General features: G+C 47.5%; 21 protein-coding genes. 10 read left to right on the top strand and 11 right to left on the bottom strand.

Annotated features, from left to right (window positions below; all coding sequences use genetic code 11):
- Positions 1–299 precede the first annotated feature (299 nt).
- The 3 genes from WG89_RS24225 (at position 300) to WG89_RS24215 (ending at position 4,431) form a co-directional block, all read left to right on the top strand.
- Positions 300–1,448, top strand: coding sequence for a hypothetical protein (locus WG89_RS24225; RefSeq protein WP_062270283.1), 1,149 nt, complete (start codon positions 300–302; stop codon positions 1,446–1,448).
- Between the two features lie 157 nt (positions 1,449–1,605).
- On the top strand, positions 1,606–2,304 hold the full coding sequence (locus WG89_RS24220) for a GNAT family N-acetyltransferase (RefSeq protein ID WP_062270282.1): 699 nt from the start codon (positions 1,606–1,608) through the stop codon (positions 2,302–2,304).
- Between the two features lie 411 nt (positions 2,305–2,715).
- Positions 2,716–4,431 (top strand): peroxidase family protein, encoded by a 1,716-nt coding sequence (locus tag WG89_RS24215; protein ID WP_079254020.1) that lies wholly within the window; start codon positions 2,716–2,718, stop codon positions 4,429–4,431.
- Positions 4,432–4,521: 90 nt separating this feature from the next.
- Here the strand turns inward: WG89_RS24215 and WG89_RS24210 are convergent, their stop codons facing one another.
- From WG89_RS24210 to WG89_RS24195, 4 genes are all read right to left on the bottom strand, one after another.
- A complete protein-coding gene (locus WG89_RS24210; RefSeq protein WP_062270287.1) occupies positions 4,522–5,298 on the bottom strand; it encodes an HAD-IIB family hydrolase in 777 nt (258 codons plus the stop codon).
- A gap of 66 nt (positions 5,299–5,364) precedes the next feature.
- Complete coding sequence (locus WG89_RS24205) at positions 5,365–6,651, bottom strand: TRAP transporter large permease (protein WP_062270280.1); 1,287 nt, start codon at positions 6,649–6,651, stop codon at positions 5,365–5,367.
- 118 nt (positions 6,652–6,769) lie between these two features.
- Positions 6,770–7,264 carry a TRAP transporter small permease gene (locus WG89_RS24200; RefSeq protein ID WP_062270279.1) on the bottom strand — a complete coding sequence of 165 codons (495 nt, stop codon included), beginning with the start codon at positions 7,262–7,264 and terminating at the stop codon, positions 6,770–6,772.
- A gap of 90 nt (positions 7,265–7,354) precedes the next feature.
- A complete protein-coding gene (locus WG89_RS24195) occupies positions 7,355–8,374 on the bottom strand; it encodes a C4-dicarboxylate TRAP transporter substrate-binding protein (protein ID WP_062270278.1) in 1,020 nt (339 codons plus the stop codon).
- A gap of 218 nt (positions 8,375–8,592) precedes the next feature.
- Between WG89_RS24195 and WG89_RS31770 the strand changes: the two genes are divergently transcribed.
- Both WG89_RS31770 and WG89_RS24185 read left to right on the top strand, forming a co-directional pair.
- Entirely contained in the window at positions 8,593–10,338 is a 1,746-nt protein-coding gene (locus tag WG89_RS31770) for a hypothetical protein (protein ID WP_062270277.1), read from the top strand.
- Positions 10,339–10,526: 188 nt separating this feature from the next.
- Positions 10,527–11,267 (top strand): glycerophosphodiester phosphodiesterase family protein, encoded by a 741-nt coding sequence (locus WG89_RS24185; protein ID WP_216638550.1) that lies wholly within the window; start codon positions 10,527–10,529, stop codon positions 11,265–11,267.
- 54 nt (positions 11,268–11,321) lie between these two features.
- On the opposite strand, the gene WG89_RS24180 is transcribed toward WG89_RS24185, so the two are convergent.
- Both WG89_RS24180 and WG89_RS24175 read right to left on the bottom strand, forming a co-directional pair.
- Entirely contained in the window at positions 11,322–13,049 is a 1,728-nt protein-coding gene (locus WG89_RS24180) for a hypothetical protein (protein ID WP_062270276.1), read from the bottom strand.
- A 271-nt stretch (positions 13,050–13,320) separates the two neighbouring features.
- Entirely contained in the window at positions 13,321–16,236 is a 2,916-nt protein-coding gene (locus tag WG89_RS24175) for a ubiquitin carboxyl-terminal hydrolase family protein (protein WP_062270275.1), read from the bottom strand.
- A 319-nt stretch (positions 16,237–16,555) separates the two neighbouring features.
- Here WG89_RS24175 and thrS point away from each other — a divergent pair, with 319 nt between their 5' ends.
- The 4 genes from thrS (at position 16,556) to rplT (ending at position 19,881) form a co-directional block, all read left to right on the top strand.
- Positions 16,556–18,478 carry a threonine--tRNA ligase gene (gene thrS, locus WG89_RS24170; RefSeq protein ID WP_062270274.1) on the top strand — a complete coding sequence of 641 codons (1,923 nt, stop codon included), beginning with the start codon at positions 16,556–16,558 and terminating at the stop codon, positions 18,476–18,478.
- A gap of 73 nt (positions 18,479–18,551) precedes the next feature.
- Positions 18,552–19,109: a translation initiation factor IF-3 gene (gene infC / locus WG89_RS24165; RefSeq protein ID WP_479686500.1), complete on the top strand. Its 558-nt coding sequence runs from the start codon at positions 18,552–18,554 to the stop codon at positions 19,107–19,109.
- Positions 19,110–19,296: 187 nt separating this feature from the next.
- Positions 19,297–19,488, top strand: a complete 192-nt coding sequence (gene rpmI, locus WG89_RS24160) for a 50S ribosomal protein L35 (protein ID WP_034837404.1) — start codon at positions 19,297–19,299, stop codon at positions 19,486–19,488.
- Between the two features lie 36 nt (positions 19,489–19,524).
- Positions 19,525–19,881 (top strand): 50S ribosomal protein L20, encoded by a 357-nt coding sequence (gene rplT / locus WG89_RS24155; RefSeq protein ID WP_062270272.1) that lies wholly within the window; start codon positions 19,525–19,527, stop codon positions 19,879–19,881.
- 314 nt (positions 19,882–20,195) lie between these two features.
- Here the strand turns inward: rplT and WG89_RS24150 are convergent, their stop codons facing one another.
- From WG89_RS24150 to smrA, 5 genes are all read right to left on the bottom strand, one after another.
- The gene (locus WG89_RS24150; RefSeq protein WP_062270271.1) at positions 20,196–21,089 is read right to left on the bottom strand and encodes a hypothetical protein; all 894 of its coding nucleotides are present in this window, start codon (positions 21,087–21,089) and stop codon (positions 20,196–20,198) included.
- Positions 21,090–21,091: 2 nt separating this feature from the next.
- Positions 21,092–21,658: a hypothetical protein gene (locus WG89_RS24145; protein ID WP_062270270.1), complete on the bottom strand. Its 567-nt coding sequence runs from the start codon at positions 21,656–21,658 to the stop codon at positions 21,092–21,094.
- A gap of 39 nt (positions 21,659–21,697) precedes the next feature.
- Positions 21,698–22,747, bottom strand: a complete 1,050-nt coding sequence (locus WG89_RS24140) for an MFS transporter (RefSeq protein WP_062270269.1) — start codon at positions 22,745–22,747, stop codon at positions 21,698–21,700.
- A 79-nt stretch (positions 22,748–22,826) separates the two neighbouring features.
- The gene (locus tag WG89_RS24135) at positions 22,827–23,159 is read right to left on the bottom strand and encodes a hypothetical protein (RefSeq protein WP_153301799.1); all 333 of its coding nucleotides are present in this window, start codon (positions 23,157–23,159) and stop codon (positions 22,827–22,829) included.
- 60 nt (positions 23,160–23,219) lie between these two features.
- Entirely contained in the window at positions 23,220–23,798 is a 579-nt protein-coding gene (smrA, locus tag WG89_RS24130; RefSeq protein ID WP_062270285.1) for a DNA endonuclease SmrA, read from the bottom strand.
- A gap of 66 nt (positions 23,799–23,864) precedes the next feature.
- Here smrA and WG89_RS24125 point away from each other — a divergent pair, with 66 nt between their 5' ends.
- A complete protein-coding gene (locus WG89_RS24125) occupies positions 23,865–26,966 on the top strand; it encodes a protein-tyrosine phosphatase family protein (protein WP_062270267.1) in 3,102 nt (1,033 codons plus the stop codon).

Below are 26,966 nucleotides of genomic sequence, written 5' to 3'. Positions count from 1 at the left end.
GCGTATAACTTGAGGCGGATGTTCAGCCTGAAACAAGTGAATGAAGAGCAGTGGTTGGAACTGGTCTTGTTGGCGACTTATCTGTGGCACTATTGGGCTGATCTGAGGCCAAGAGTGAGAAAAATCATAAGGACAAGTTGAAAATGTAATGCGCCGGAGAGGGTTTTATAAGTTCTCTCCGGAATAGTCAGAGTCTGAAATTACTTGAACTGCGTTTATGGGTTCAAGTCCGACAGGCTGCTAGGCTTCTTTATCCAGAGAATGCTTCGCCAGAGATAAAAAACAAAATACTGGAAGCCATGCTCTACAGTTTTTATCTGGATGATATGGCACAGGATGTGTCACCTGAACAGGCGGAGTATCTATTCAGCCTGCTACCAGAAAAACGACTTGAGTCGCCTGATCGGTTTCTTGCCAATCTGGGTAAGTATCTGAAGCTGGCACATGGATCATCCCCTGGACGTCTCAAATTCCTTGTGAAGTACGGGCCTCTTTCAGAAGTTCAGAAACTGCCCGATTATGAATATCAATACAGCTGCAAGCGGGTGGAAGAACTTTCAAGGACTTTAAGGAGCCGGAGAGAGCCAGTGCTCGCAGCTACTTTTTTGATCGGTGTATTGTCCTTGAGCAAGAGTAATGAACTCACAAAACTGTGTCATAAGACTTTGACTGAGCTTGTTGAACTTTATCCTCACTCGGTGGGACCTGCTGTATTCGGAAATATCAGGATGAAGCCGGAGGATAAACACGCTGTGCTGGAAATGCTGCCAAAATGGGCTTGTGAGTGGCCTATTCCTGAAGGGGTGAAGCTCTCAGAGGAGAGTTTGATGCTGCTTATTCAGCGGGGTGTGGTATCCGCTGCCAGGTTGCTGGAATTGGAGTGCGGTTATGATCCGTCTTTACACTCAACATTACTTCAGCAAACTCAGGGGATGCTCCCTGTGGAAGGCCAGCTGGAATATGTTCTAAAGGCTATGCAGCCTGATATGCCCAGCAATGACAAGAAAGCCTTTTTCCCAAGTCTGGCTTATTTATTAGGCTGTTCCCCTGACATTATCGGAAATAAACTGTTTATGGGTGACTTATTAACACCTGAAGAAAAGCTGGAGTTTTTTGACTCTTTGCCTGCAGAGACCAAGATTCTTGTGGACGGTTTTGTCGAGAAGACCGGTTTAGGTGAGGAGGCCCTGAAAGCGGTTAGTCTGACTAAAGTTCGAGAATTTAATTTACTTGATAAAAGTAATAAAGCTATCAGTGGTGAGATGGAGTATGACCTCGTAACACTGATGCAACTTTACAGAAGCTTCAAGGGGTCAGATCAAGATTTTGTGGCAACCCAGCTGCTTGGCGTTATGAAAACAGCAGCTCATAAACTCCTTGATGCCGATAAGAAAGATCGTGAGCGACTCAAGTACCGAGCCTTGGCCGCAGGTGTTTTAACTCTTTAAACCATAACGTCGAAAACTTTCCTGCATGTTCTGTGCAATATTACTATCTGTTTTTTCTTGAAGAAATTATAAGCTAAGTCTTACAAACTGAATTATTTCAGGTTGTGCTCGGTGGTTAGCTTATCCACTTAAATAAAAAAAGAATGAGAGAAACACTATGAAACTGGATCATAAAATAATTGATCAATCCTGGCTCAATCGATTATCTGTTTCTGATAAAAAGAGTGACTATATCATCACTGGATGTGACTACTGGAAAAGAGGGGGGGAGGAAGATCTGGCTTTTATGTATCACTCAGATCATTTGACTCTGGTCAGTTGCAGTCCTGAGATGGCTGAGACAATCAGTTCAGAAAAACCACGAACACTGAGTGGCTTTGCTAATGAAGAGAATGGCAGTCAATATGAAGTTTACATTGACGATGTCGACTATTATCTTTTTGAAAATAAAAATGACTGTGAATCTTTATTGGAAGTGGTTGAACTGTCTCTTGAAAAAGATCGTAGTTACATAGAATCCTTTATTGATGCTTGTGCTGAGGAAGATCTGATTAAATCGGATTTTGATATTGACTCTGATTACTTCTATGCCGTTGTAAAGGATAATGAAGTGGCTGGCATGCTTGCATCTTACTGTGGTGTTGAACCTTTTGAGTCTCTGTCCATAGTAGTGAACCCAAGGCATAGAGGGTTAGGGGTTGGCAAGTCATTGCTTTACCGTTTGATTGATGAGGCAGAGAAAAGAAACAGAGTTGTTCGTTATCGAACGAACAGAGAGAATAAGAGTTCTATCAAACTCTGTGAGTCAATGGGCTTTACACAACACAGCTCAATTCAAGTTCTGGCAAAATTATGAGCTTCCGATTTTATAAATAAATTTTTTTGATTTTTAATTTAAGTATTTATTGGTAATAACGGCGTTTTTTTAAAGATGTAAGTTATTCACTTTTATTTAGCTGAACCGGTACAGCAGGTGATTTTATTCAATAAATGAAATATATAGTCATTAGATTTTTTCGGGTTCTTGATTTAGTGTTCAATATTTTTTAAGCGTCTTGATAAACCCCATAGGCTGTCTACTTTTCTAACTGCCTGATGTTTTTCGAACGAGTAGTTAGAAATGAATAAATTATCAATCATTAGAAAAGCCAGACAGTCGACGTATTTATTTACACTCTTTTTTTCTTCCATTCTATTAGCAGATAGTACTCCAACCCGATCAACTGAAACAGTTACTGAATCAGACTAGGGAAGTGGAGGTCTACTTATCCGCAGTTATGACGGTCGTGATAATAATGTTGAACATCCTTCCTGGGGTCAGGCTGGACAGCCCTTACTTAGATTGTTCGATGCAGCATACTCTGAAGATGGTGGTGCATCGCTTGCTGGGGCTGAGCGACCTAATCCAAGAGACATCAGTAACAGTGTCTTCAAGCAAGAAGAAAACAGCGTTCCTCTAGATATTAAAAATGAACTGGGAGCTTCTGATTTCTTCTGGCAATGGGGGCAGTTTCTGGATCATGATCTCGATTTAACACCGGCAGCAGATCCCCGAGACCCAGCGGATATTCTGGCAACGGATACAACCTTTGATCCTGAGCAAACAGGGGAATTCAAGCTCAGGTTCTCCCGATCCAGGTACATTGGTGGTGGCAGCAGTGAGAATCCGAGGCAGCAGGTTAATATTATCAGCAGCTGGATTGATGGTTCCAATGTTTACGGCTCTGATCGTGAACGGGCATCAGCGCTCAGGATGAAAGACGGTACAGGCCGCTTGAAATTCTCAACAGGCAATCTGTTACCGAAAAATACATTGAATCTTGAGAATGAAAAACCCAACTACCTGCCTGCAGAAGACTTCTTTCTTGCAGGTGATGTCCGTGCCAATGAACAGGTAGGTCTCACTGTAATGCATACATTGTTTATGCGTGAGCATAATCATCAAGTGGAAAGCTGTATCTCTTTTGCAGAAGCGGGAACAATGGAGAGGGATGAAGAGCTTTATCAATGCGCCCGAAATCGGGTCATCTCCATCATACAGAAAATAACCTACGATGAGTTTCTGCCACTCTTGTTGGGTAGCGAGAATCTGGGCGAATACCGGGCCTATGACTCGTCTTTGAATGGTACGATCGGAAACAGCTTTGCTACGGCCAGTTATCGTTTTGGCCACAGCGCGTTAAGCCCTAATCTATTGAAGGTCTACTATGAAGAAGGCCGTTTCAGGTCCGAGAGACTGGCATTGAAGAATGCCTTCTTCTGTCATACCTGCGTCAGTGATGAGGGGCTGGAACCTTACCTGTTAGGTTTGGCCTATCAAACTCATCAGAAGGTGGATGCCCGGGTGGTGAATGAAGTTAGAAATACTTTATTCGGACCAACCGGAGATCTTGTAGCTTTAAACATTCAGCGGGGCAGGGATCATGGGATACCCACGTATCTTCAGGTACGTGATAACTCTGAGGATCAGGAAAAAGTGAGCCACTTTGACCAGATCAGTTCAGATGCAGTGACAGTGGAACGTCTCCGGTCAATTTATTCTAATGTTGATCAGATTGATCTTTGGGTGGGAGCTCTGGCAGAAGATCATGTTGAAAATGGGATGGTAGGGCCTACCAATGCCAGAATTCTAAAGGAACAGTTCAGGGCTTTAAGAGACGGAGACCGGTTCTGGTATCAGAATCCAGGTAATCCTAACCCTCTCACAGAGGACGAAATGCAGATGGTCAGAGAGAGTACTCTGTCCAAAGTCATCAAGAGAAATACCCGTTTGGGGTCAGAGCTGCCAGATAACGTATTTATGGCCGGTACACTGGCTTATCCCACCACTACTGATATAGCAACGGCTACTCCAATGCAAGCTCAGCCCACCAACTCACCTCTGACGCATGGTCTGCAACCTTCTTCAGCACTCTCTACACTCATGAGTGAGATTATAGTCACTGGATCAGTACTGTTATTCTTCTTCACTGTTGGAAGCTGAGTAAGGAAAGTTTTTAAAATCGAGTTTGAACAGCAGGCTAAGAACAATAACCTGCTGTTCAAGCCTTCAAGCCTTCAAGCCTTCAAGCCTTCAAGCCTTCAAAGACAGAAGTGCTTCTGTAAATTCCGCAAAACCATACCCACCAGGTTTACTCATAACGACAGAAGGTTTATGAGAAAGCTTGTCCCAGTATTTTTTGATGTTCGCTACGCCTACAGATAAAGGCAAGTGCTCAAACATTTGCTGGTCGTTCATGGAGTCACCGGCATAGCAGGTTTTGGTCAGAATATCATTCTGGCTCAACCCATTGGCTTCCAGATAACCCAGGGAGGTCACTCGTTTGGAGTGCTCACCATACCAGGCATTAATGTGAATTGAGCTGGCTGTGGCGTGAGCGCCCAGTTTGTGGATACGTGCCACAATCTCTTCAATAATCTCATGGTCTACTTTTGGACGATTCTGGCCGATATCAATCGCTACTTCACAAAGGCGGTAGGATTGATCCAGCGTCAAATTGAGGTCTGGATAGTCTTTCAGTATTTCCAGAACCTGTGTCTTCAACTCACCCTGCTTCTGACGAATGACGTCCAGATCACGGTCCGCCTGGATAGTCAGGAAACCTTCTTTCTTCTCCAGAATAAACGCGCCATTCTCTCCTAACACCGCATCCACTGGCCACAGCTGTGCAATGTGATCGCACCAGCCAGCGCAGGCGCCAGTGACCGCAACCACTTTAATGCCAGCATCCCGCAGCTTTTTCAGGGCAACCAGGGTTTCCGGTGGCAGATGGCCTTCACAGGTCAGGGTATCGTCCACATCGGTCAATACCCACTCAACATTTTTCCAATCTTGATTCAGTTCTGTCATAGCTTCTTGCAATAAAATGTATTCTTTTCATGAGTGAAGCACAGCGCCTCACTCATGTTGAAAAAGTCAGGTCAACAGGTTTGGCAGGAAGAGTGCTACATCTTCAAAGAAAGTCAGAATCATCAGTACCGCCAGCAGTGCCAGCAACAGTGGATAAACTTCCTTCATAAAGTCAGTCAGCCGTACTTTCAGGATCGAGCAGACAGTAAACATCATTGAGCCAAAGGGCGGTGTGACACCACCGATCATGATATTCACGATCACCACGATACCAAAGTGAACCGGATCAATACCTGCATTGAGTACCGCGGGCAACAGCAGGGGTGTCAGGATGATCATGGCTGCGCCGCCTTCGATGAACATGCCGATCACCAGCAGCAGAACGTTAATCAGCAGCAACAGAACCAGTTTGTTATCTGTCAGCTCAATCAGTGCTGAAGCAATGTTTTGCGGGATCTGCTCCAAGGTCATGTAATAGCCAAAGACCATGGCACCGATGATGATAAAGATGACACTGCCGGTTCCCTGAATGGTTTCTTTCAGAATGGCCGGGAAGTGAGAAATCTTCAGTTCTTTGTAGATAAACAGACCCACCACGGTGCACAACAGAACCGCAATAGCGCCGGCTTCGGTCGGAGTGAACAGGCCAAAACGCATACCCAGGATGATGCCAAAGGGAATCAGAAGAGCCGGGGTGGCTTTCAGAAAGTGCTGGAAGCGTTCACCGGCAGAGGCAGGTTTTTCACGAGAAGGCTTATAGCCACGACGTTTGGAGATAATCGCAATAACGACCATCAGTGCAACAGCCATCATCAGTGCAGGTATGTAACCGGCAATGAACATTTTGTGCACGGAGACACTGGCCAGCAGGGAGAAAATAATCAGGTTAATGCCGGGCGGAATGATCGGGCTGATTATTGAAGAAGCGGCGGTCACTGCAGCAGAAAATGCTTTGCCATAGCCGCGCTGGGTCATTTCCGGAACCAGTATTTTGGACTGCATAGCCGCATCGGCGTTGGCAGAACCGGAAATACCACCCATAAAAGTACTCAGGGCCACATTGACCTGAGCCAGGCCACCGGTCTTGTGGCCAATCAGTGAGTCAGCAAACGACAACAGACTTCGACTGATGCCGGAGTAGTTCATGACCGATCCCACCATGATAAAGAAAGGGATGGCAAGCAGTGGGAACGACTCCACGGAAGAGGTGAACTTCTGCATCACCAGGGTGACCGGGATGGAATTGTTCAAAAAAAGGAAATACGACATTGCCGCTGCAATCAGCGAGAAGGCAATGGGAATGTTCAGAAAAAACAGAACAAACAGGATAAATATCGGGATATAGCTTTCCATCAGGTCACTTTATTCCAGTTAAAATGCGCAAAATTCGTTGCCTGAACAGCCATGAGCGACATGAAGCTCACGGTATAGGGGTTTCAGTGTTTCAACGGTCCGGATTGGGGCTGTGGATTCAGGCTTTTGCATTGCGCATAGCGCGCATCTCCATTATTTCCTGGACAATAAAGCGAACGGTGTGCACAAGCATCATGCCGAAGCTGAACAGCAGCACACTGTTGATGTAGAAGTAGGACAGGCCCATGACTGGAGTCGACTTGGTTGAGATCATCAGGTAATCAAAACTCAGCCAGCTCATGATCGCATTCAGGCCCAGCAGCAGGGTAAGGACACACAAGCGGAAAGGCGGTTTGGCTCTTTCCGGCAACATGGCGACAATGACATCAACACCCATGTGGAGTTTGTGCTTGTAACAGGAGCTGATACCGAGGTAGACCGCCCAGACAAAGCAGATCACGGACAACTCTTCACTCCAGGGCACTACAAAACCAAAGCCGTATCTCAGAATAACGTTGATGATTACGACCAGAACGGTGACAGAGATGGCGGCAGAAGCCAGGATCTCTTCAAGGTTCTTAAACAGCCATGTGCCGATAGATGATACTTGCATGGGCTCTCACAGAGTGGTTAATGACTAAAACGAAAAAATGCTGCTTTCAGAGTTGAAAACAGCATTCCTTCGCTTGTGAGCTAATCGGCTTTAGTTAGCGCTGGACTCACGAATTTTGGTGAGTTCTTTCATGATAGTGTCGTGGATACCTTCACTCCAGCCCGGGAACTCTTCATATACTTTGGAGGTCAGGTTGTTGAACTCTGCAGTGTCAGCTTCGTTGAAGGTCACACCCAGTTCTTTCAGCTTGTCGGTGTATTCAGCTTCCAGACGAACCAGCTCACTGTTGTTGGAAAGAGCACCGGCAGACAGCTCTTCGTTTACGATGGCCTGCTGCTCAGGTGTCAGCTTGTCCCACAGTTTTGGAGAGATATAGATGCCCACAGAACCCAGGAAGTGCTTGGTCATGGACATGTTTTTAGCTACTTCGTAGATTTTGGTGGAGTACATGGTCAGAACAGAACCTTCCAGACCGTCTACGATACCCTGCTGAACACCGGCGTAGGTTTCAGGGAAAGCCAGAGACGCAGGAGCGGCACCCATAGCTTTCAGAGTGCTGATGAACAGCTGGCTCTGAGGTACACGAATACGCATGCCCTTGATGTCTGCAGAGTTCTTGATCTCTTTATTGGTGATCATGTGACGGAAGCCGAACATGTAGTCGAGGTTCAGTACCTTGATGCCTTTCTCTTCTGCCTGCTGCTTCAGACCTTTCACCAGATCAGTCTGCATCATGGCAACGTATTCGTCGTAGGTGTTGTACAGCATTGGACCGGCCAGAGCAGCAAAGTCAGGCACATAGTCACCCAGGTAAGTCAGGTCTTCTACGGCGATCCAGTTGGCACCGTTAACTACCTGCTCCAGGTTGTCTTTATAAACGGGAAGCTGACCGCCAGGGAATACGGTGATGTTGACACCGCCTTCGGTACGCTCACGAATCTTGTCGGTCGCTTTTACCAGTTCCTGGGTCAGCAGCTCATTCGGGCTGAATACCAGACTCATGTTGATATCGATAGGTTTTTGAGCAGTGCTTTCAGTGGAAGCACTCTCCTTGTTGCAGCCGGTCAGTAGAACGCTGACGGCGACAATAGCTCCAATAAATTTTTTCATGACTTCGTACCGAAAAAATATTTTTTAAGAGTGAGTTGAGCTAACAAATTTCAGCCGGGAGAATATAGAGCGAATATTTCAGTTTTATTACATTCTTGTCTATACGGTTGTAGTAATTGTTCATAGTTGAAAACCTCTATTTCATTTTTGTTAAAAGATTGCATTGCTACTGACTTCTACAATACTTGGCTTGTCCTCTTTTACCTGAGGTAGCCGTTATGAAAAGGTCCTGGTTGTTGCCATTGTCCTGCTCCACATTATTTTCATTTTGTTCACCCTTTGTTATTGCAGCCGTTGCCGATCCCATTCCTCCAGATTCAGAAAAGCCTTCTGCCAGAAAGGGTTCAGTGCTATTGGAAAGGCAAGAAGGAGGGCCGGGCTTTGATCCGGAAAAACCGCGAACGAGAAGGGCAGACAATGTCGATATGAAAGTTCAGGTTGATTCCGATGAGGGAACAAAGCGTTTTAATGTGCATCTGAATAGAAAATCAAAAGTTAATCCGCTTTTACATTTAATTCGCCGGTGTGATGGTGAAACGGTTGATGTAGTAGAGAGTTTTGTGGCGGTGAATGTCACATGTTCAAAAAACGGAGTTCAATATTCTGATTCCAGATTGATGTCCCATTTTGATCCGGGAGGAGGGCGTCCTCCTTTTCCAGGTGCCAAACCGAATGAGTTTTCTTTGGATTTCACCCGGTCAGGTGTCTCCCAAACTTTTTTTGATGGTGAAACCTTTGGCATCGTAATGAATTCACTAAAAGAAATTCATGGAGATGAACTTTCCGAGTCTGTTCGCTATCGAGTAGAGAGTACAAAGCAACTTATTGTCGACGATGAAGAGGTTACACAGGTTCTTTTAAGTTCCGATTCCGGCAGTAGTGTCCAGACACAAACCGAACCTCAACCGGTTGAGCCCGGTGATCACACTTCACCTGAAGTCATAACATTCGCTGACAAAGACCCTGATGGTCAGAGCCCCACATTTGATAAATCCAAGCTGAAAGATCAACCGGGCACAGGCAATGACCCAAATAGTAGTCGCGAAGAGGACGAGGGTGAGCGGGAGAATTCACGGGATCGTGACCGGGATAGAGATCGAGACAGGGACAGAGATACCGATCCCGTCGATGAAGAGGTAGAAGAAAACCCGGAACCGGTCACAGAAGAAGACATCCAGAATCATCTGGAGCAGCTGTTTGCCTTTCTCAATGATGCGCAGATTATGCAGCTGATAACATCGGATCCCGATGCAGAGGAGTTTGATGGATTACTGGATGGTGGCGATGAGGTTGATAGCCCTGCTGCAAATAGACAGAACAGGCGTAGAGCTCTGGCCAGATACTTCTTGCGGTTGCTCAGGCGCAGTAATCAGGAAGCAGCAGCGCTGAATATACCGGAATACACACTTGCAGAAGTTGAGCATTTGTTGCCGGTTCTGCCGCAGGTGGTTACACCACCACAAGCGCCTGTACCGGTTCATCCTCCTGTTGTTCCAGACCCCTTGGATCAGGCTGGAACAGGTCAAAATGATGATACTGTTGCCAATGAAGTCCCCGAGGAGCCACCGACAGAAGAGATTCCTGTAGTTCCTGAACCTAATGCTGATACGGGTGGTGCAACGGCCAATGGTCCAACCTTTATGCTGAGGCATGCAGAGAATGAAGAGGTAGAAGTTGCCGGTGAAGGCGTCGCCGAAAACATGTCTAACCTGTTGAGGGAAATCAGACAAAGACTGGACACTATGAGGCGCACTCGTGCTGAGAGGGAACAGGATCAAGCTGATGTAGAAGCAGTGGATGAGGACACAACGGACGGTGGAGGGACTATCGCGCCATCGACTTCTACTGCCATTAGTTTCCTGACTACGATTCTTGGTTTTCTGGAGCCTCCTGATCCCCAATATATGCAGCAACTTCAGCAAGAAATGGATCAGGCAAGGCTGGAACGAGAACAGGAACAGTAATCTAAAATGTTCTTGCCTTGGGGATAATTTTTCATTTATGTTCGAATTCTATTGATGAGTGACGAATTTGTCATAAATGTGAAATAATTCGCTGATATTGTGGCCGAAACCCAATAGCTACCCCAGGTGGCTATTGGGTTTCTTCATTATGGCTAGGCCTAATCCCTCTTTTACAGAGTCCAGAAGTCATGGATATTTCAGTAAACACAGAGAGTCAGCGACTGTTGACGGCTCACCGTGGTATTCCTTCCAAAGCGCCTGAAAACACCCTGTCCGGTATACGACTGGCGGCACAGCTGGGTGCTCGCTGGGTTGAGTTGGACACGCAGCTGAGCAAAGACCGGATTCCCGTGGTCATGCACGATGAAACCCTGGACAGGACTACCAATGGCTCGGGGCTTCTCAGAGAGAAAACGCTGGATGAACTGAGAATGCTCGATACCGGCGAGTGGTACAAGCCTGAGTATTCCGGAGAACTGTTTCCGATCCTTGAAGAAGTGCTGGAAGAGTGCAAAAAGCTGGATTTGACGCTGAACCTGGAATTAAAGCTTTATCCAGCCAGTGAACCAGTTGCGTTGGTTGAACGAGTGATTGAGCTGCTACAGGAGAATGAATTCCCTTTGGATAAACTGCTGTTGTCCAGCTTTTCCAGGGAAGCATTAGTCCGTTGTCGTGAACTGGTGCCTCAGGTGCGCCGTGGTTTTATATCCGATAAAGCGGACTTTGGTCTGAACAACGTTCTGAAGGAGGTCGCACCCTACAGCATTCATTTGGACCACAGGATTTTGACTCCGGAGATGGCCAGGGACATCAAGGGCACAGGAACTGTTCTGGCTATCTGGACCATGAATGAACCCGAGAAAGTTGAATCCTTCTTTGATATGGGTGTCGACAACATCATCACGGATGTCATTGATCAGTTTAAATAGTAAGCAGGTGTATTGCCGGGACATTACAGTATAGGTCCCGGCAGCTGGTTGTTATTAAAACAGGTTGGCGAGTGCAGCTATTCCGCTTAGAAGTGCGGCTAAGTATGACAAATACTGGGTGATGGCTGATGAAGTTGGATCTTCTACAGTCCCTGTTCCCAGTTGAGCATTCACAGGAAGGCCATCTGAAGTGTTTTGATTGCTTTGGTAGTATAAAGGGGTGGCTTCAGTGCCGGTTTGATTTTTGTCATCGGCTCCAGGTTCCGGCTCTGGTAGGATTGACGCCAGGCAGCCGCCTATCCTGCTAAACCATGGGTCGCCTTCGAGGCTGCTGGAACCTTCTTTGGCGCATGGGTTAAAGGTGCTCTTGCTATTGCCCCGGCTGTCTTCAGAGTAAATGTCCTGTAGTACCCAGAGTATGTTCTCCCAGTTGCCGAGAAAACGGTTGTTTTTCATAATCACTCGATTATTTGTACAATAGTCCAAGTAGCTGTCGCAGGGTGTGTAGAATCCATCGACATAAACTTCGCCGTCAGGGTTATCCCGACACTCCTGAACCTTCGATCTCACACAGTACTCCCTGATTTCATCGGCTTCATCCGAGTCATAGCTGAGCATAGCTATAGGGGATTCATCCGATGTGGAAAATGCGGAAAGCTGGTTGTTGTCCAGGGTTACATCCGATGACCAGGTCACCAGGGGGTAACTGCTATCGGCGGCTGTAATGTTGGATGAGTTGACGTACATTTCTGAATATTGACTGTAGAGCAAGGTGCCATTCTGAGTGGTTTGCGACAAGGTGGCATTCTGCAGACGAACGGTAGAGAGGCTGAGTGCGAGGATCAGGCCCGCATGGTTTTCCAGGTCATCTCCTTCTGAACGGGTAATGGTAAGGTTGTTGGCTAACAGTTTGCCTCCTCGGTGTAATTCTATGACAGAGGTTCTGTGGTCAACCTGGTTACCTTCTATGTTAATGTCGTACATCTCCATTTGGGCCTCAGCTATATAGAGTGCACCTACATAAACGCCTCCGCCTGGAGCCAGTCCAAAGCCTTCATCATTATGTCGGGATACGCCTCGACCGCTGTTTACTAAAGTAGCGGGTTGCTCAGATGATAGAGAGCAAAGACCGATTCTGGGCGCAGTGATTTTGCGGAGCTGTTCGGACCAGTAGTCGTAATAGAGAGTAATGGCATGTGTACTATAGCGAGTACTGGCTGGAAGGAGGTAAAGGACGCCCAGAGCGTTGTCAGGGTCCTGATCCCAGCTCCATATCTCGCCAGTATGATCAAGGCGCATCCAGGTTTCCATTGAGTAACTTCCGCTGAATGTTTCTACAACACTCCACAGGTCTTCAGAGGTATCAACCAGTACGATGCTGGCATAGCTGTCTGCTGAACAGTTTCTTCTTGCATAGGCCAGCTGTTGTGATGTGGGTTGCATTCTCTTGCTTTCGCCAGAGCCAGTTTCGTCAGATCCTTCGGGCTGAGGTCGGCTCCTTTTAGTTTTGGAAAAAGAATTTTCATATTCAATATTAATCAGGGGACGCAGTTGACTATGGCCTTTGGCTACACAGTCTTCTGGTCTTTTTGCGGTATTGCAGGAGAGTCTGATCTGGTTGAGCGTTTGTTGCTCTGTTGTTGACAGAGCTGCTGGAACAAAGGGTATTAACTGGATACGTTGCCTGTTTTGGGATTCAGCAAAGGACTCTGAGATGATCAGCAGAGTTCCCAACAGGCACGTTATCAGATAGAGGGTGATTCGTTGGACGAGAATATTCATGATTATTCCCCAGCTGTTTCAGCCCAATGAAGCATTAACTAACTGAGTTGTTTTTTATGATACACATTCATTAAAAGGATGACGTGTGTATCAACCAAAGCAGCTCTCGCTTATTCATGCCTTGTCGGGCTGAAAGCTTGTTGTTGCAGGGGAGTTAAATGTAGTTGAAGGTCATATGATTAGGTATTCATATTTAGGAATTCTATGAAGCTAACTTCAATTCTATCTTACTTCTTAATAGAGAGCTCCGATTCCAGGCGGACTCTTTCTTTCATAGGTCAGCCCGTTCAAGATCAAACAGATAAGGGACTGCGTCAGGTTTTCTGTTTAGGAATCCCTGGATACCATCAGGCAATTCTGAAACATCAGAGTCTTCATGTTTGAACCACTTGCCCTCATGTTGTTCCAGTGTGACATAGTGGCCTGATTCCAGGGTTGGACCATCCAGATGGACGACAATGCTTTTTATTCTGAAGGAGTGGTTTTCTTCCTGATGTGTTCGGGTGTTGTATATTGGCATATTAAAGACAGGCGGGTTGCCGAGCATGGCTCGGGATTCCAGGATCAGCTTTCTGCTTTGAAAAAAGCCCTGAGCCATTAACTCCGGGTCCGGGCCATAAACCTTGCACTGTACCTTCAGGCTTTTGAGTGCGGCGGGATCTGGGCTCGAAACTCTGTTGATGATTTCTGTCTGTGCTTCGTAGGCATCATGCCAGCGATAATCATCAATGACTTCCCGGGTGTAACCAAAGCTTTGTGGCAGGTTCTGGTTTTTTCTTGCTTCGACCGGAAAATAGGTATGAGCGCTGCCCAGTCTCTCACTCTCGTCATCACTCATCAGGCTTTTGTTCTGCCTGAGCAGGGCAAGCTGATGAATGGGGTCATTCAATCCAAGGAGATTCACCATCCCTGTAGCGAATTCATGAGCATCCTGTTGAGGTTGACCAAGCCAGGGTAACAGGCGCTTCATCAAATCGGCCACGTCTTTGTCAACCTGCTCCCATTGTGCAGTGGGTTTTGCAGCGGCCAGAGCCTGAGCCTTGGCAAAAAAATCAGTGTGCAGTTGATCTATCCTGCCTGACGGCGCAGCCTTCCCTTGTCGAACCTGAGTGACCGCTTCCGCTAGATCGGCAAAAGCGTTAACAGCAGCCGCTCTTTCTTTAATCATGCCTTTGGCTTGTTCCCTGATCTGCTGAACTGTCGAATGATCCATCCCGATGATTAATTGCTTCAGTGAGGCGTTAGCAAAGCATCGGTTACCACTGTTCATGAATCCGGGGGTTTTGGCCGGTTGAATCTCAAGCACTGTGGAAGGTGGCAGTGAAGGCTGTTTTAGATGAGCTGAGGCTTGATAAAGCTCTGGCCTTTTGTGTCGGTGTTGATGTTCAACAAAACGACCATTGTCATCCAGATACATGTCGTTGTCGTACATGTCATGCCAGTTGCTCTGGGTTTTCAGGTCATCCTTATAGGTTGGCTTTTCTGCATTATATAAAGCGTCAAGGTAAGCCGCTTCTTCAGCAGGGTAACTACCGGATTTTTCTGCTATGAGGGGGAGTAATTTGTTGAAGCGCCCAATGTGAGCCAATGTCAGGGCACTATTGCCTGCCCATGTGCAGGGTTCTCTCAGCTGGTCAGGACTGTAGTGTCTGACGAGCTTACAGGCCAGGTCTTCATTATTCGTTTTCATGGCCAACACCAGAGGTGAGTTATTTCCCAGCATTCCGGGAATAGTGCTGATGTTGGGAGAAGTGATTAAAGCTTTCAAATTTGGGTGAACACTCACACAGGTTTCCAGCATGATGTTAGCTACATCTTTGTCTCTGGCCGCGATGGCTGCAGTGAAAGGGGTGTTTCCGAACCAGCTTGAATCGATGACACACATCGCGCTTTCTGCACCAGGCATTTGCAGAATAGCCTTGAGAAAGTTCAATCTGACTTCTCTGGATGGGTCCGGTTTCCCTTTTATATGAGCGTTGTTGGTAATGTCCCTGATAACTTTGAAAAGGACGTTGGGAGCAAGGCTTCTTCCCTCTTCGAAGTAACTGAAGGGGTTGGCTCCTGCTTCCAGTTCAGTCATGGCTTTGGACCAGTCGATATCTAATGCTGGTTTGCTGAGAAGGGTTGAGAGCCTTTGTGTGGCCTCATCGTTCGAGACGCCTTGCATCTTATCGACAGCTGTCTTTTTGGCTTTGGGTTCAACGGGAGGAGGTGTTGAAACTTCTTTTGGTTGCAGGGCAACTTTCTTGGCAGAACTGGGAGCGAGCTCTTCTGAGAAAGGAGGCTCTTCTGGCATTGTGAAAATAGGTTGTATGGGTTCGGGATGTTTAACGGTGCTGGTATTGTCTCTGGGCAGTTGGCCGGGAGAGCCCGGTGGTGTGAACAAAGGTAAAGCAGGAGGTTGTTTGATGCCTTTTTTAAAACCTGCTTTTTTTTCCAGATCATTGGTGTAGTCATCGGTTTGTTGCTTTAAAGAGCGATAACCGTATCTCATGACGGGTCTGTCGTGATCGCGAAGCGAGAGTTCGCTCAGGGCCGATTTCTTGTTTTCCAGCCAGGAGTCAATGGCACTGGTAAAGGCAAAGCATTGAGCCTGGTGGTTTGCTTCTGCAATTTCTCCTAAAGGGCTCTCCTGACCAAAACTGAAAACAAAGCCCTTATACAGTTCATTCATGTCACTTTTGAAGTTTGTCGGGTCATCCAGTCTGCTGGGCGTACCTTGTGCAAGATCGTTAAACAATTCGTCCAGATAAAGGTGGGTTTTTACCATCCTGGCGCCGGTGCAAGCCAATAGGTCATCCAGCTTGTGCTCCAGCTGATCCAGAGGCATGTCGACCATGGCGTCAGCCTCTTCTTCCAGTTTTTGCCGGTTTATCTGAAGCATGCTCTGTTCATCCAGAGCCGATATGTTCTGGTCTCGAAGCAGTCTGGGAGGTAGCTTTGCCCGCTTGTGGGCCATGTCATCGGCCTGAAGAGACAGCGCGATAAAAGCTTCCTTGAGGGGCGCGACATTTCTGCTTCGAAAAGTGCCCGTTCCCTTTGTGAAGGTGGTTAAGTGACCGTCACTGCCGATGGAGGGTTTGTATGTTTCGCCTTTGTACTCTTGATCTACCAAAGCCTTGCAATCTTTTTTCCAGGTGCTCACCAGAGAGTAAGCGTCATGGGAGGTAGAACCCGATGGTTGCATTTTTTAGCCTCGGATGAGTGACAATTCAGGCTATTTATCGGCGAATAACAGGCTTTCCTGACTTGACACCAGCTGTGAAAAACACACAATAACCAGACGTTGGCTTTTCTCTGCTAACGGCTAAGCACTGTCCCAAGATTTTCTCCTTTCAATCAGCGAGAAAATCCAAGCAACCCCTGGTATGGGTTGCCACTGGTACAAAGGTTCTCAGCCCCTGGTATGGGCTGGTATGAACGATGAGCAAGCAGCCTCCGGTATAGGTTGCCACTGAAGATGAACAAAATGCCTCTGACGGCAAAAAATTAAGGAATTTCTCCTCATGCCTGTAATTACGCTTCCCGATGGCAGCAAGCGCGAGTTTGCTGACGCAGTTTCTGTAATGGAAGTGGCCCAGGATATTGGTCCGGGCCTGGCCAAGGCGACTCTGGCGGGTCGTATTAATGGTGAGCTGGTGGACGCCAGTGCCAAGATCACGGATGACTCCGAGCTTTCTATCATCACCTCCCGTGACGAAGAAGGTGTTGAGGTGATTCGTCACTCAACGGCTCACCTGCTGGCTATGGCCACCCAGGATCTGTACCCCGGTGCACAGGTAACCATCGGTCCTGTGATCGATAATGGCTTTTATTACGACTTCTCCTATGAGCGAGCTTTCAATCTCGAAGATCTGGAGAAGATCGAGAAGCGCATGGCTGAACTGGCCAAGCAGGATCTGGGGATTGAGCGAGTTGTGATGACTCGTGATGAAGCCATCAGTGCCTTCAAGGCCATGGGCGAAGAATACAAGGTTGAGATCATCAACGATCTGCCAGAAAGCGAAGTGATTTCTGTTTACCGTCAGGGTGAGTGGATGGACCTTTGCCGAGGCCCTCACGTGCCTTCAACCGGTAAACTGAAAGCGTTCAAACTGATGCGTGTGGCCGGTGCCTACTGGCGTGGTGATTCCAGCAACGAAATGCTGACCCGTATCTACGGTACTGCCTGGGAAGACAAGAAAGCCCTGAAAGCCTACCTGCAGCGTCTGGAAGAAGCTGAAAAGCGTGATCACCGTAAGCTGGGCAAAAAACTCGACCTGTTCCATATGCAGGAAGAAGCTCCGGGTATGGTGTTCTGGCATCCGAATGGCTGGGCCATTTATCAGGAGCTGGAACAGTACATGCGTAAAAAACAGATTATGCATGGCTACAAAGAGATCAAGACGCCTCAGCTGGTAGATCGTTCCCTGTGGGAAAAATCCGGCCACTGGGACAAGTTCAAAGACGACATGTTCACAACTAACTCGGAAGAGCGTGATATTGCCGTTAAACCTATGAACTGCCCGTGCCACGTTCAGGTCTTCAATCAGGGTCTGAAGAGTTACCGTGATCTGCCTCTGCGTCTCGCTGAATTCGGCTCTTGTCACCGTAATGAACCTTCCGGTGCGCTGCACGGAATCATGCGTGTTCGTGGCTTTGTCCAGGACGATGCCCACATTTTCGCTACAGAAGATCAGATTCAGTCTGAAGTGGCTTCCTTTATCGACTTCCTTCACGAAGTTTATGAGGACTTTGGTTTCAGTCGTGACAACATGCTGTACAAGCTCTCTACACGCCCTGAAAAGCGCGTAGGTTCCGACGAAATCTGGGATAAAGCCGAAAAAGCCCTGGCAGATGCCCTGGATGCACAGGAACTGCCCTGGGAAGAACTGCCAGGCGAAGGTGCTTTCTACGGACCTAAAATCGAATTTTCCCTGAAAGACTGCATTGGCCGGGTGTGGCAGTGTGGCACAATTCAGGTAGACTTCTCGATGCCAGGCCGTCTGGGTGCTGAATATGTGGATGAAAGCGGTGAGCGTAAAACACCGGTTATGCTGCACAGAGCGATTCTTGGGTCGTTTGAGCGTTTCATTGGTATACTCATTGAGCACTATGAAGGGGCCATGCCTCCATGGCTGGCACCCAAGCAGGTTGCCATCCTCAACATCACAGACAGACAGGCTGAATATGCAGCCGAACTGGAAAAAATGTTGATGGAAAAGGGCGTTAGGGTAAAAGCGGACTTGAGAAACGAGAAGATCGGCTTTAAAATCCGCGAGCACACCTTAAATAAGGTGCCTTATCTGCTGGTTATCGGCGATAAGGAAATGGAAAACAGAACCGTTGCTGTGCGTACCCGTAAAGGTGAAGACCTCGGTACCATGCCTGTAGAGGCATTTGTAGAGCGTTTAGCAACGGATATCAGCAAGCGTGGCCGTACTGCGTAACTTTTTTGTCTTATAGCTTGTCAGGTTGTGTTTTTAATCGTTCCTGACAAGCAGGTTTGTACAGGCTGCCTTTATAGGAGATACACCTATCAGACGTAACAGCTTCCGTGATCGTCGTCCGCAGAAAGCGCCGATCAATGAGAATATCCGTGCCAAAGAAGTCCGACTGATTGGAGCTGATGGCTCCCAGGTAGGGGTGGTCGATACCCGTGACGCTTTGACCATGGCCCAGGAAGCAGGGCTGGATCTGGTTGAGATCAACGCTACCAGCGAACCGCCTGTCTGTAAGATCCTTGACTACGGTAAGCATCAGTACGAGACAAAGAAGCAGAAGGCCGCTGCCAAGAAGAAACAGGTTCAGACCCAGGTGAAAGAAGTTAAGTTTCGCCCGGGCACAGAGGATGGGGATTACCAGGTAAAACTGCGCAACCTGGTACGTTTCCTGACTGAGGGCAACAAGGCGAAGGTGTCCCTTCGCTTTCGTGGTCGTGAGATGGCTCACCAGCAGCTGGGCATGGAACTGATGAGAAGGGTTGAAAAAGACCTGGAAGAAATCGGAACCGTTGAACAGCATCCTAAAATGGAAGGCCGTCAATTGATCATGGTTATTGCCCCGAAAAAGAAGAAGTGATTCGTGTATGAAAGACCGGTCACTGTTTCAGTGACCGGTCTTTCATGTTCTAGACGAACATTTTCTTCCAGAAAATGTTCGTCCGAATTGAACGGTCGTCACTTTTATTTTAAATATCCCGACACCTCAAGGTTCTGAAACGAGCGCTCTATAAGGGTAGGTTGTCGCGAATGCGGAGTGCTTTTTCATGCCAAAAATGAAAACCAACAGTGGTGCCGCCAAGCGTTTCAAGAAAACTGCTAGCGGTTACAAGCGTAAGGGTGCCTTCAAGAGTCACATCCTGACCAAGATGACCACCAAGCGTAAGCGTCAGCTGCGTGGTACCTCCATGGTAACACCTGCGGACCAGGGTCTCGTTAAGCGTATGCTGCGCGACTAATCGCTTTTTAGATCATTTTTTTCGGAGATATAGCTCATGGCACGTGTAAAACGTGGTGTAATCGCGCGTAAGCGTCACAAGAAAGTTCTCAAGGCCGCCAAAGGTTATTACGGAGCGCGTTCACGCATCTTCCGTGTAGCCAAGCAGGCTGTTACCAAAGCTGGTCAGTACGCTTACCGTGACCGTCGTCAGCGTAAGCGTCAGTTCCGCGCTCTGTGGATTGCCCGTATCAACGCCGGTGCGCGTATGAACGGTCTGTCCTACAGCCGTTTCATCGCTGGTCTGAAGAAGGCTGCGATCGAAATCGACCGTAAGGTTCTGGCTGATCTGGCTGTACACGACAAGGCCGTTTTCGGTCAACTGGTTGAAAAGGCTAAAGCTTCTCTGGCTTAAGTCTGATTTATATCAGTGTCTAACGGGGTTATGGCTTGCCATAACCCCGTTTTATTTACAGGGACGTAATGTATCCCTGTAACGCAAGGAGCAGTTGCAGGGATATTTGCATGGACGTAATGTATCTCAGTAACGCACGACTACTGGATGTAGGAGGTAGGCGAAGAAGGATGCTCAGGTTGAATTGAACTTGAATCGTTTGATTTTTCAAAAGGTCCTACAACAATTTCCTTTCCAGCTTTCCAGCTTTCCAGCTTTCCAGCTTTCCAGCTTTCCAGCTTTCCAGCTTTCCAGCTTTCCAGCTTTCCAGCTTTCTAGCCTTGAGACAAATCCTTGCCCATCAAGGTATGTATTTTTTTAACCATCTGATTCAAATCCTGTATCCACTGATCAGCAAGATCAGAAATTCTGGGGTCTTCACTGGTCGCAATGGCTGCGCATTTGGCTTTAAGCTCCAGGGCTTGACGGTTCAGTTTTTCTAAATCTTTCACGAAAGCTTGGCGACTGTAACTTGGATTTTCTCTGGAGTTTGTTTCCAATTTTTCCAGTTTTTCTTCCAGCTTTTCTTCCAGCTTACGCGGTCCCAGCACACGCTTGAGTTCATCGATCATATCGTCGATTTTACGGCAGGCTCCCAAACGATCCGACTTTAGGATAACTTTCTGCTTCTCGGCGAATTTATCGCTGAATCGGTAGTAACTTCTATTACGTGGTGTATCGTTGACGACCCTGTGCGCACCAGCATATGGGACGACCAGATAAGCTTCATAATCTGTGTTGACTTCCACTTCTTCCTGAAACTTGTCTGCGGTGTCCTTAAGCTCGTTGAGTTTGGTGAAAAGGGTTTCCAGAGTAGTACCTTTTCCACAAAGCTGATGGATTTCACCAATCAGGGCAGATGTTTCTGCACCATGGGCAACAGGGAAAAACTCCAGGGCACACTCCATGTCAAAGCTGGCCTGGGAGTATGTCACACCTATCTTAACTTCAGGCTTTGGTGGTTCTGACCATGGGTCGACCTTATGATCCTGGATAGGTGTAGTGGGTGGTGTGCTTTCCTGACTGCTGCTTCTTCGGAACATTTTACCGAGTGTTTCGATGCCTGAATCATCCTTGCTGACGCTCCAGTGTTTCCATGCATTCATGGCAAGCTGTACCAGAGAGGATTCGATCAGTGTCTGTTTGATCTGTGACCAGGTGATTTTCATGGCTACTGTCCCTGATTGTCAGTAAGTGGTGGATTCTCTCCAGGTGCCGGGCTGCTGTATGTGGCAGTGGCCTGATCCAGTGGCAGATAGATAGCGTCCAGTCGTCCTATGTAGGGGTATTCAAGAGGGAAGTTCCAGCGTTGACTTTCCCTGGCGTAATCGTGGGTGGAAAACTCATATTCAACGTCTTCCATGGAAACCCTGGCATCACAGCTCACATTGCCTGCCAGCTCGGTGGGCAGGGCGGAAATCTTTAGCATCTTGTTGCACGTGTCCGGGAAGCGTCCTTGTTGAGTTGGGCACTCAAATGTTTTTGAGTAAACCAGCTTGTTCATCCAGCCAAACAGATCCCAGAGGGGGGATTGATAACAGTTCAGCTCCAGAGAAAAGGCTTTGGAGGTCGGTGTGCTATAAGCCGTTTGAACAACATAAATGATCAGGTCGATCTGTTTTACCGAGCTCTTGCGAATGTCCCTGTTTCGTGGATTGGGAGAAACCAGATCTGCAAGTAACTGTCCTGAAAAGCAAAGGATCAGACCGGCCATGAGCAGTTTGTTGGTTGTTTTCATGATCTTCCCTGAGTTTTAAGAATCTCTAATCTAAGAAAATCATTTGGTCGTCCCGGGGGAAGACATGATTTTCACGGTTAATAGTGGAATCACCAGCAGACACGTCATTAACAGGGCAGCAGGAATAATAAATATTGAGTCTGCTGATGTGTTGTGAGCAGCTGTAAGAATCGAAAGAATGCCTCCCCCCAGAGTGATGGCCAGTCCAAGTCCTAAACTTGCACTCAGTGCGGGCTTCTGGAGATATTGGTTAAGCGCTTTTAGCATCACGGGAGTGACTGATTGCAGGCAGGCCAGTCCAAAGGCCAGTGTCACCAGAGAACCGGTTTGTTCAGTCAGGAGCAGCAAGTAAGTCGCAGTCATCAAAACAGGAAGAAGCCATTGGTTCAGTGTGTAGTGGGTATCCAGCCAGCCTCCGGCCAGTTTTCCCAAAAAAGCGGCAACCCCCAGTGTTAAAAGAATGGGAGGTTCAAGTGGGAGATAGCCCTGATAGAAGCTCCAGACCAGTGAGCGGATGGAAATCAAGAGCAGCAGTGTGGTTGCCAGCCAGAACCGGAAGCTGTGAAGCTCGAAGTTTTGAGAGGTAGGTGGTTTTGTGCGATGTCCGGTGTCGGAAATCAGGATACTTAAGAACAGACCGATCATAAGGATCCAGAAAGCTCCAGTGAATTCACTGATCCCTGCTGCTATTCCTGTCAGTAGTCCCAATACTCCGGGGGCTACAAACCAGCTAATCTGGAGCGTGTTTTGATGGGCTGTTCTCAGGCTCCGGGCTCCGGCGCTGACATGAAAGAGTGCACTGGCTGATGCCATGCACAGCAAAGTCAGCCAGTAATTCTCTGCTGGAATCATCAGTGCGACAGTGGTGAGTAAAAGAGAAAAACGGATAGCGTTTTTCTCAAACCTTTCTGGTAAAAGGCTGAATATGGGTTGGCAACCAAAGGCAATCAGGTTGTAAACAATAAACAGAGTGGCGAGTATTTCTATAGGCAGAAACAACAGCCAGCAGCCGGCAATATAGCCTGCGCTGGCATCCGAAAGGGCGTGTTTTATCCCAAGCTGCTGGCAGGCCGAGGGTTTTGCAAACATGGCAGTGCCTGAAGGAATCAATGGTTCTATTCAATTCCTATCGACGGATGAACTGTTTTACTGAGTTAGAGGGGCTTGCTCAGAGGCTCAGAATCCAGGTGCCCATCAGCAGTGAAGTCAGATTTGCCAGAAACGCGGCAGGTACAGCAAGCCTGAGCCGGGTTTGCAGCCAGCTGGCCAGCAGTGCTGCCTCAATAATAACGACCAGACTCTCGCCTATCAGCAGAAGCTGGTTGTAGTCCATCCAGTGACGGAGCACGAACCAGAGCCAGGGCAGTGTGAGGGTGGAGGCGACAAAGCCTGCAAACAGAACTTTCATTCGCGGGGCAGATTTGTGCAGGAGGAGATAAATAACCGGCAGTTCCAAGGCTAATGTCAGTAGCCAGGCAATCAGGAAGTCGTTAGTCATCATGACCTGTCGATCCACATAGGGTATTAAAAAGAGTATCGACAGGTCATTAAAGCTCTGGAATCAAGCCGTCCGTTTGGCGTGGCGTTCCCGGTTTTCCAGCTTTTCCCGCTCACTTTTTCTCAGAACCACATACAGTGCGGCGGAGCCACCGTGGAATTTCTGCGCTGTATGAAAGCAGAGAACCTGATCCATTTCTCTTAGCCAGGTATTTACATAGCTTTTTATAATGGCAGGAGGATTACTGTTCAGTCCTCGACCATGATTAACAATCAGTGAGCGCAGCTCGTGTTTGTGGCAGTCATTAATAAAGTCGAAGACTGCTTTTCGGGCCTCCGCTGCTGTATGACTGTGCAGATCCAGTCGGGCTTCTATTTCATACTTGCCCAAACGCATTTTCTTGAAAACACCTTCCTGAACGCCTGGGCGCTTATATTCCAGGTGGTCGTAGGGCTCAACCCTCTTCGGATTATCAAGGGATAAAAAGTTCGGATCGTTCAGCTCCGTCTGGGCCGCCTTCCGTCTCAGAGCCTGGCCGGGGGTCGCAGTCTGATGCTTCTTGAGATCCGCTTTGGGGCGGCTTTTCAGCGGAGCCACACCCTCCATTTCCTGCAGGAACAGATCCTGATCGTCGTAACTCATGGTTTCGTAACTTTTAATCGTGCTGTCAGAGGTGCTTTTCGGTCTGGAAATTCGAGCATACCAGAAATGCAAATCGATCGTGAAGGTGGGTTTTTCCTTCTTGTCAGTGTGGCTAACAGGCTTGTTAGTACTTCCAGGCGTGAAATGGGCTCTTCGCTGGTCAAAAGTAATGATGTTATAGAGGGAAGTGAAGCAATGGATGCTCTTGGAAAAGACGAAAGCAGGAAGGCAGGAGATGTATCAGGTACATCTGCAGGTCAAACAGTTGATCAGAATCCGGTAAATGCTCTGAATCGAAGTTTAAAGAGTGTTTCACCTGAGTCGATGTTCGATGCTCAGGCTTCCAGAGATGCTTGTGGTGCATTGAGAAGAAATGCATCTGATCTGCAGCTCACTAACATTACTGATCCCAAGTGTTTCCTGGTGAACCCTGCCGCGCTTAAACCCGATTATCTCGAAGGTGATGGGCTGGATGTCAGTCTTGTTTGTCAACGTATATCGGAAATGCGCAAGGGAAGTTCTTCAGGCGTTTATGAGAATGGTGGAGTCATATATTGGCAGCATCTTAAGGAGCAGCAAAAAGCGATAGCCGAGTTAGGCCAGAAATTGAAAGACTCTCCCTGTGACATTCTGTTCACCATGGAGCGGGGAGGTACTCTGTTATCCGCTTTCTTACAGCCTTATATTCCTGAGGAAGATCGAGTAGGTGTGGTGGTTTCTACTGCCAAAGACGCTTCCCTGTGCCCAAAAGTACACATTACCAAAATGACTGATGAAGTCGTCAAGGCATGCCGGCAGGGTTATCAGTCGATAGGTATTGTCGAAGTCAGCATCAGTGGTACTCAGATTCATTCCATAATCAGGCACCTTATCGATACCTTGAGGAAAGAAGGGCTGGATTCAGTGGATCTGAGATTTTTTATCCTCAGGCAAGGTTTATCTGTTCGTCCCAGGCATCGGAAGGCAACGGGCGAAAAATTAATGGGGCTGGAAAAAGATTATCGCCAGATTACGATTCATATGGCTGTGACACCGGTTTTGATGGGAGAGGATGTGGATCAGCATCTGGTTTATGGCTGTGAAAATCAGTACCCCATCAATCTTCTCTTACCTGATGGCAGTTTATGGCAGCTAAGATCGAGACTTGGTTGCAGGCAGACCCTGATTAATTTGCTGGCAGGGGAGTACAATGATGCGATCGAAGGTTTATATAAGGACAGGCCCTGTTCTGATTCGATCACTTTCGAGGTAAAAGACAGCAGTAGTATTGCCAGAAAAGTGACCGTACCCGCAAAGAAAAGTCGCAGTTGGGATGAAAAAGACTGTTTCTGGTATCTCATTAATCATAGCTTTGAGGGGGAGCCTGCCGAACTTAAAGGCAAAGAACCTTTGTTGGATCGATTTCATTCAGTTAGGGAGAGAATGACTCGGCTTAGGGACTGGTCTGAGAGTAAAGCGCGCGAATTGCACAAAAAGTACAGTGCTTTGCCACAAAAACAGTTTATGAGGTTGTGCCAGAGAGATCTGGAAGACGTCAGTATGCATAAACTTAGGCCTTTGATTACCTCGATTTGCTATCTGCTCTATATGGGCAGGCGAGTGGATATGGCCGCTATATTCAGGCGGCAGAGAAAGCTGGTCATCTCGGTATTACCAAAAGTAGATGCGCAGTTTACTGATCAGGAATTGGCCAAAGGGTTGAATGGTCATGTTAAAGAGTCAGATCAAGCGTCGTCTATTGATTTGCTGGGACCTTGTGAGGTCATTACTCAAGCTGCTTTCGATTTAATAGAAGCGCCTGAAAGCCAGCATTACGATTCGAATATTTCCAATTATCTTAAGAATAAATGTACTCGCTGGCTAAATGATCTCTGTGCCTGCTTGAGTGCAGATATACGCTGCTACTCAGGTCAGAGTGAATTGGTAGATAAGTTGCTGCGACTTAAATCTTTGCTTGCCAGTGATAGATTGAAAAGCAGAGAAGGGAAGCAAGCCCAGAAAAACAGGGCCACTCTGGCTGAGTTGATGGAAAGGCTGGCAGTGTGTATTGAAGTGCTGACCCCGGGAATAGAGCCTGAACAGTTATTGGAAAAGAAAGCATGGCTTAATAGTCAGTTGGCGGGTAAGCGATCATCTCGAAAGGCCAATGGCAGAAAAGGTTCTCTGGCAGCTAAACCTCAGGAGGCTGTATCGCTGACAGGGCCTTTTGCAGGCAAAGTTTTACAACTGCTGAAATGCTTTGGGAAGAATAATGATCGAGATTTTGCAGACAGATTGTTGTCATCTCTCATGGCCTGGAGAGCAAAAATAATTCCATCTATGGGCCGTTCAGCCAAGACAGCTTCTGCCTTTTATCCTCTGCCTGATACTCAGATTAAATCATCTAATCCCGCTTCTCAGTGGAATGCGAATAAGATTTTTTATGGAGACAGTATTCCCGGTATTGCGATGAAAGGTCCCAAGTCGTCAGATATGCCTGATGTATTGAGCATGGCGGAACAGGAGAATGTAGGTCTGTTTCTTGATCTGATCAATGAACATGATCGTCAAATGGATAAGGGGCGTGATCGTTTTGATTGGGGCAGTCTTCCTCTTTCTGTTGAGGTGCCTTTCGGTGGTAAATATTCTTTGGAGAAAACATCAGAAGAAAAGATTCTGTTTAAAAGCAGTTTATCCGTGAAAGGGCAGGGCCGACTGCCTGTCTCGGCTACCGTAAGATCGTTTCGGATGAAGGGGCCTTCTGGAGAACGTATTATCAGGCAGGTGTCGTTCCCAGACTGGCCTGATATGAAGCCATTGCCGGTAGACATTATGAATGAATTGCAAGCATTGGTGGCGCAACAAAGAAAGCATTGCCCGCATCAGGCTTTGGCTGTGAATTGTCTTGCAGGTTTGGGGCGAACAGGCTGCTTCCTGGCTCTTGAGCATCTCTATGGTTTGGCAGAAAAGGGGGGGTTGTCGAAAGCGAATCTGCTTTTAATGACACTTCAAACGCTTATACAGGGTAAGTTGTCGAGAAATCATCCAGAGTTTGTTCAAACGGTGGGGCAGACCCGAAGTGTCTATGAGGCTGCCAAGGCCTGTCTTGATGATCAGGCCCGGCAACCAGGGACTCAGATGACTTCTGTCAGTCCAACTGAGTTGGTCGGAAACAGAGCTCCGGATTAA

This window comes from Endozoicomonas arenosclerae, assembly GCF_001562015.1.
In the GTDB taxonomy this organism is placed as follows: Bacteria; Pseudomonadota; Gammaproteobacteria; order Pseudomonadales; family Endozoicomonadaceae; genus Endozoicomonas_A; species Endozoicomonas_A arenosclerae.
The sequence above is the reverse complement of the archived record's forward strand: the minus strand, read 5'-3'. Positions and strand labels throughout refer to the sequence as shown.

Bases quoted from the DNA above. Each gene is read 5' to 3' on its own strand.
- WG89_RS24225 (WP_062270283.1), top strand. From the start codon at position 300: ATGCTCTACAGTTTTTATCTGGATGATATGGCACAGGATGTGTCACCT.
- WG89_RS24220 (WP_062270282.1), top strand. From the start codon at position 1,606: ATGAAACTGGATCATAAAATAATTGATCAATCCTGGCTCAATCGATTA.
- WG89_RS24210 (WP_062270287.1), bottom strand. From the start codon at position 5,298: ATGACAGAACTGAATCAAGATTGGAAAAATGTTGAGTGGGTATTGACC.
- WG89_RS24205 (WP_062270280.1), bottom strand. From the start codon at position 6,651: ATGGAAAGCTATATCCCGATATTTATCCTGTTTGTTCTGTTTTTTCTG.
- WG89_RS24200 (WP_062270279.1), bottom strand. From the start codon at position 7,264: ATGCAAGTATCATCTATCGGCACATGGCTGTTTAAGAACCTTGAAGAG.
- WG89_RS24195 (WP_062270278.1), bottom strand. From the start codon at position 8,374: ATGAAAAAATTTATTGGAGCTATTGTCGCCGTCAGCGTTCTACTGACC.
- WG89_RS31770 (WP_062270277.1), top strand. From the start codon at position 8,593: ATGAAAAGGTCCTGGTTGTTGCCATTGTCCTGCTCCACATTATTTTCA.
- WG89_RS24185 (WP_216638550.1), top strand. From the start codon at position 10,527: ATGGATATTTCAGTAAACACAGAGAGTCAGCGACTGTTGACGGCTCAC.
- WG89_RS24180 (WP_062270276.1), bottom strand. From the start codon at position 13,049: ATGAATATTCTCGTCCAACGAATCACCCTCTATCTGATAACGTGCCTG.
- WG89_RS24175 (WP_062270275.1), bottom strand. From the start codon at position 16,236: ATGCAACCATCGGGTTCTACCTCCCATGACGCTTACTCTCTGGTGAGC.
- thrS (WP_062270274.1), top strand. From the start codon at position 16,556: ATGCCTGTAATTACGCTTCCCGATGGCAGCAAGCGCGAGTTTGCTGAC.
- rpmI (WP_034837404.1), top strand. From the start codon at position 19,297: ATGCCAAAAATGAAAACCAACAGTGGTGCCGCCAAGCGTTTCAAGAAA.
- rplT (WP_062270272.1), top strand. From the start codon at position 19,525: ATGGCACGTGTAAAACGTGGTGTAATCGCGCGTAAGCGTCACAAGAAA.
- WG89_RS24150 (WP_062270271.1), bottom strand. From the start codon at position 21,089: ATGAAAATCACCTGGTCACAGATCAAACAGACACTGATCGAATCCTCT.
- WG89_RS24145 (WP_062270270.1), bottom strand. From the start codon at position 21,658: ATGAAAACAACCAACAAACTGCTCATGGCCGGTCTGATCCTTTGCTTT.
- WG89_RS24140 (WP_062270269.1), bottom strand. From the start codon at position 22,747: ATGTTTGCAAAACCCTCGGCCTGCCAGCAGCTTGGGATAAAACACGCC.
- WG89_RS24135 (WP_153301799.1), bottom strand. From the start codon at position 23,159: ATGATGACTAACGACTTCCTGATTGCCTGGCTACTGACATTAGCCTTG.
- smrA (WP_062270285.1), bottom strand. From the start codon at position 23,798: ATGAGTTACGACGATCAGGATCTGTTCCTGCAGGAAATGGAGGGTGTG.
- WG89_RS24125 (WP_062270267.1), top strand. From the start codon at position 23,865: ATGCAAATCGATCGTGAAGGTGGGTTTTTCCTTCTTGTCAGTGTGGCT.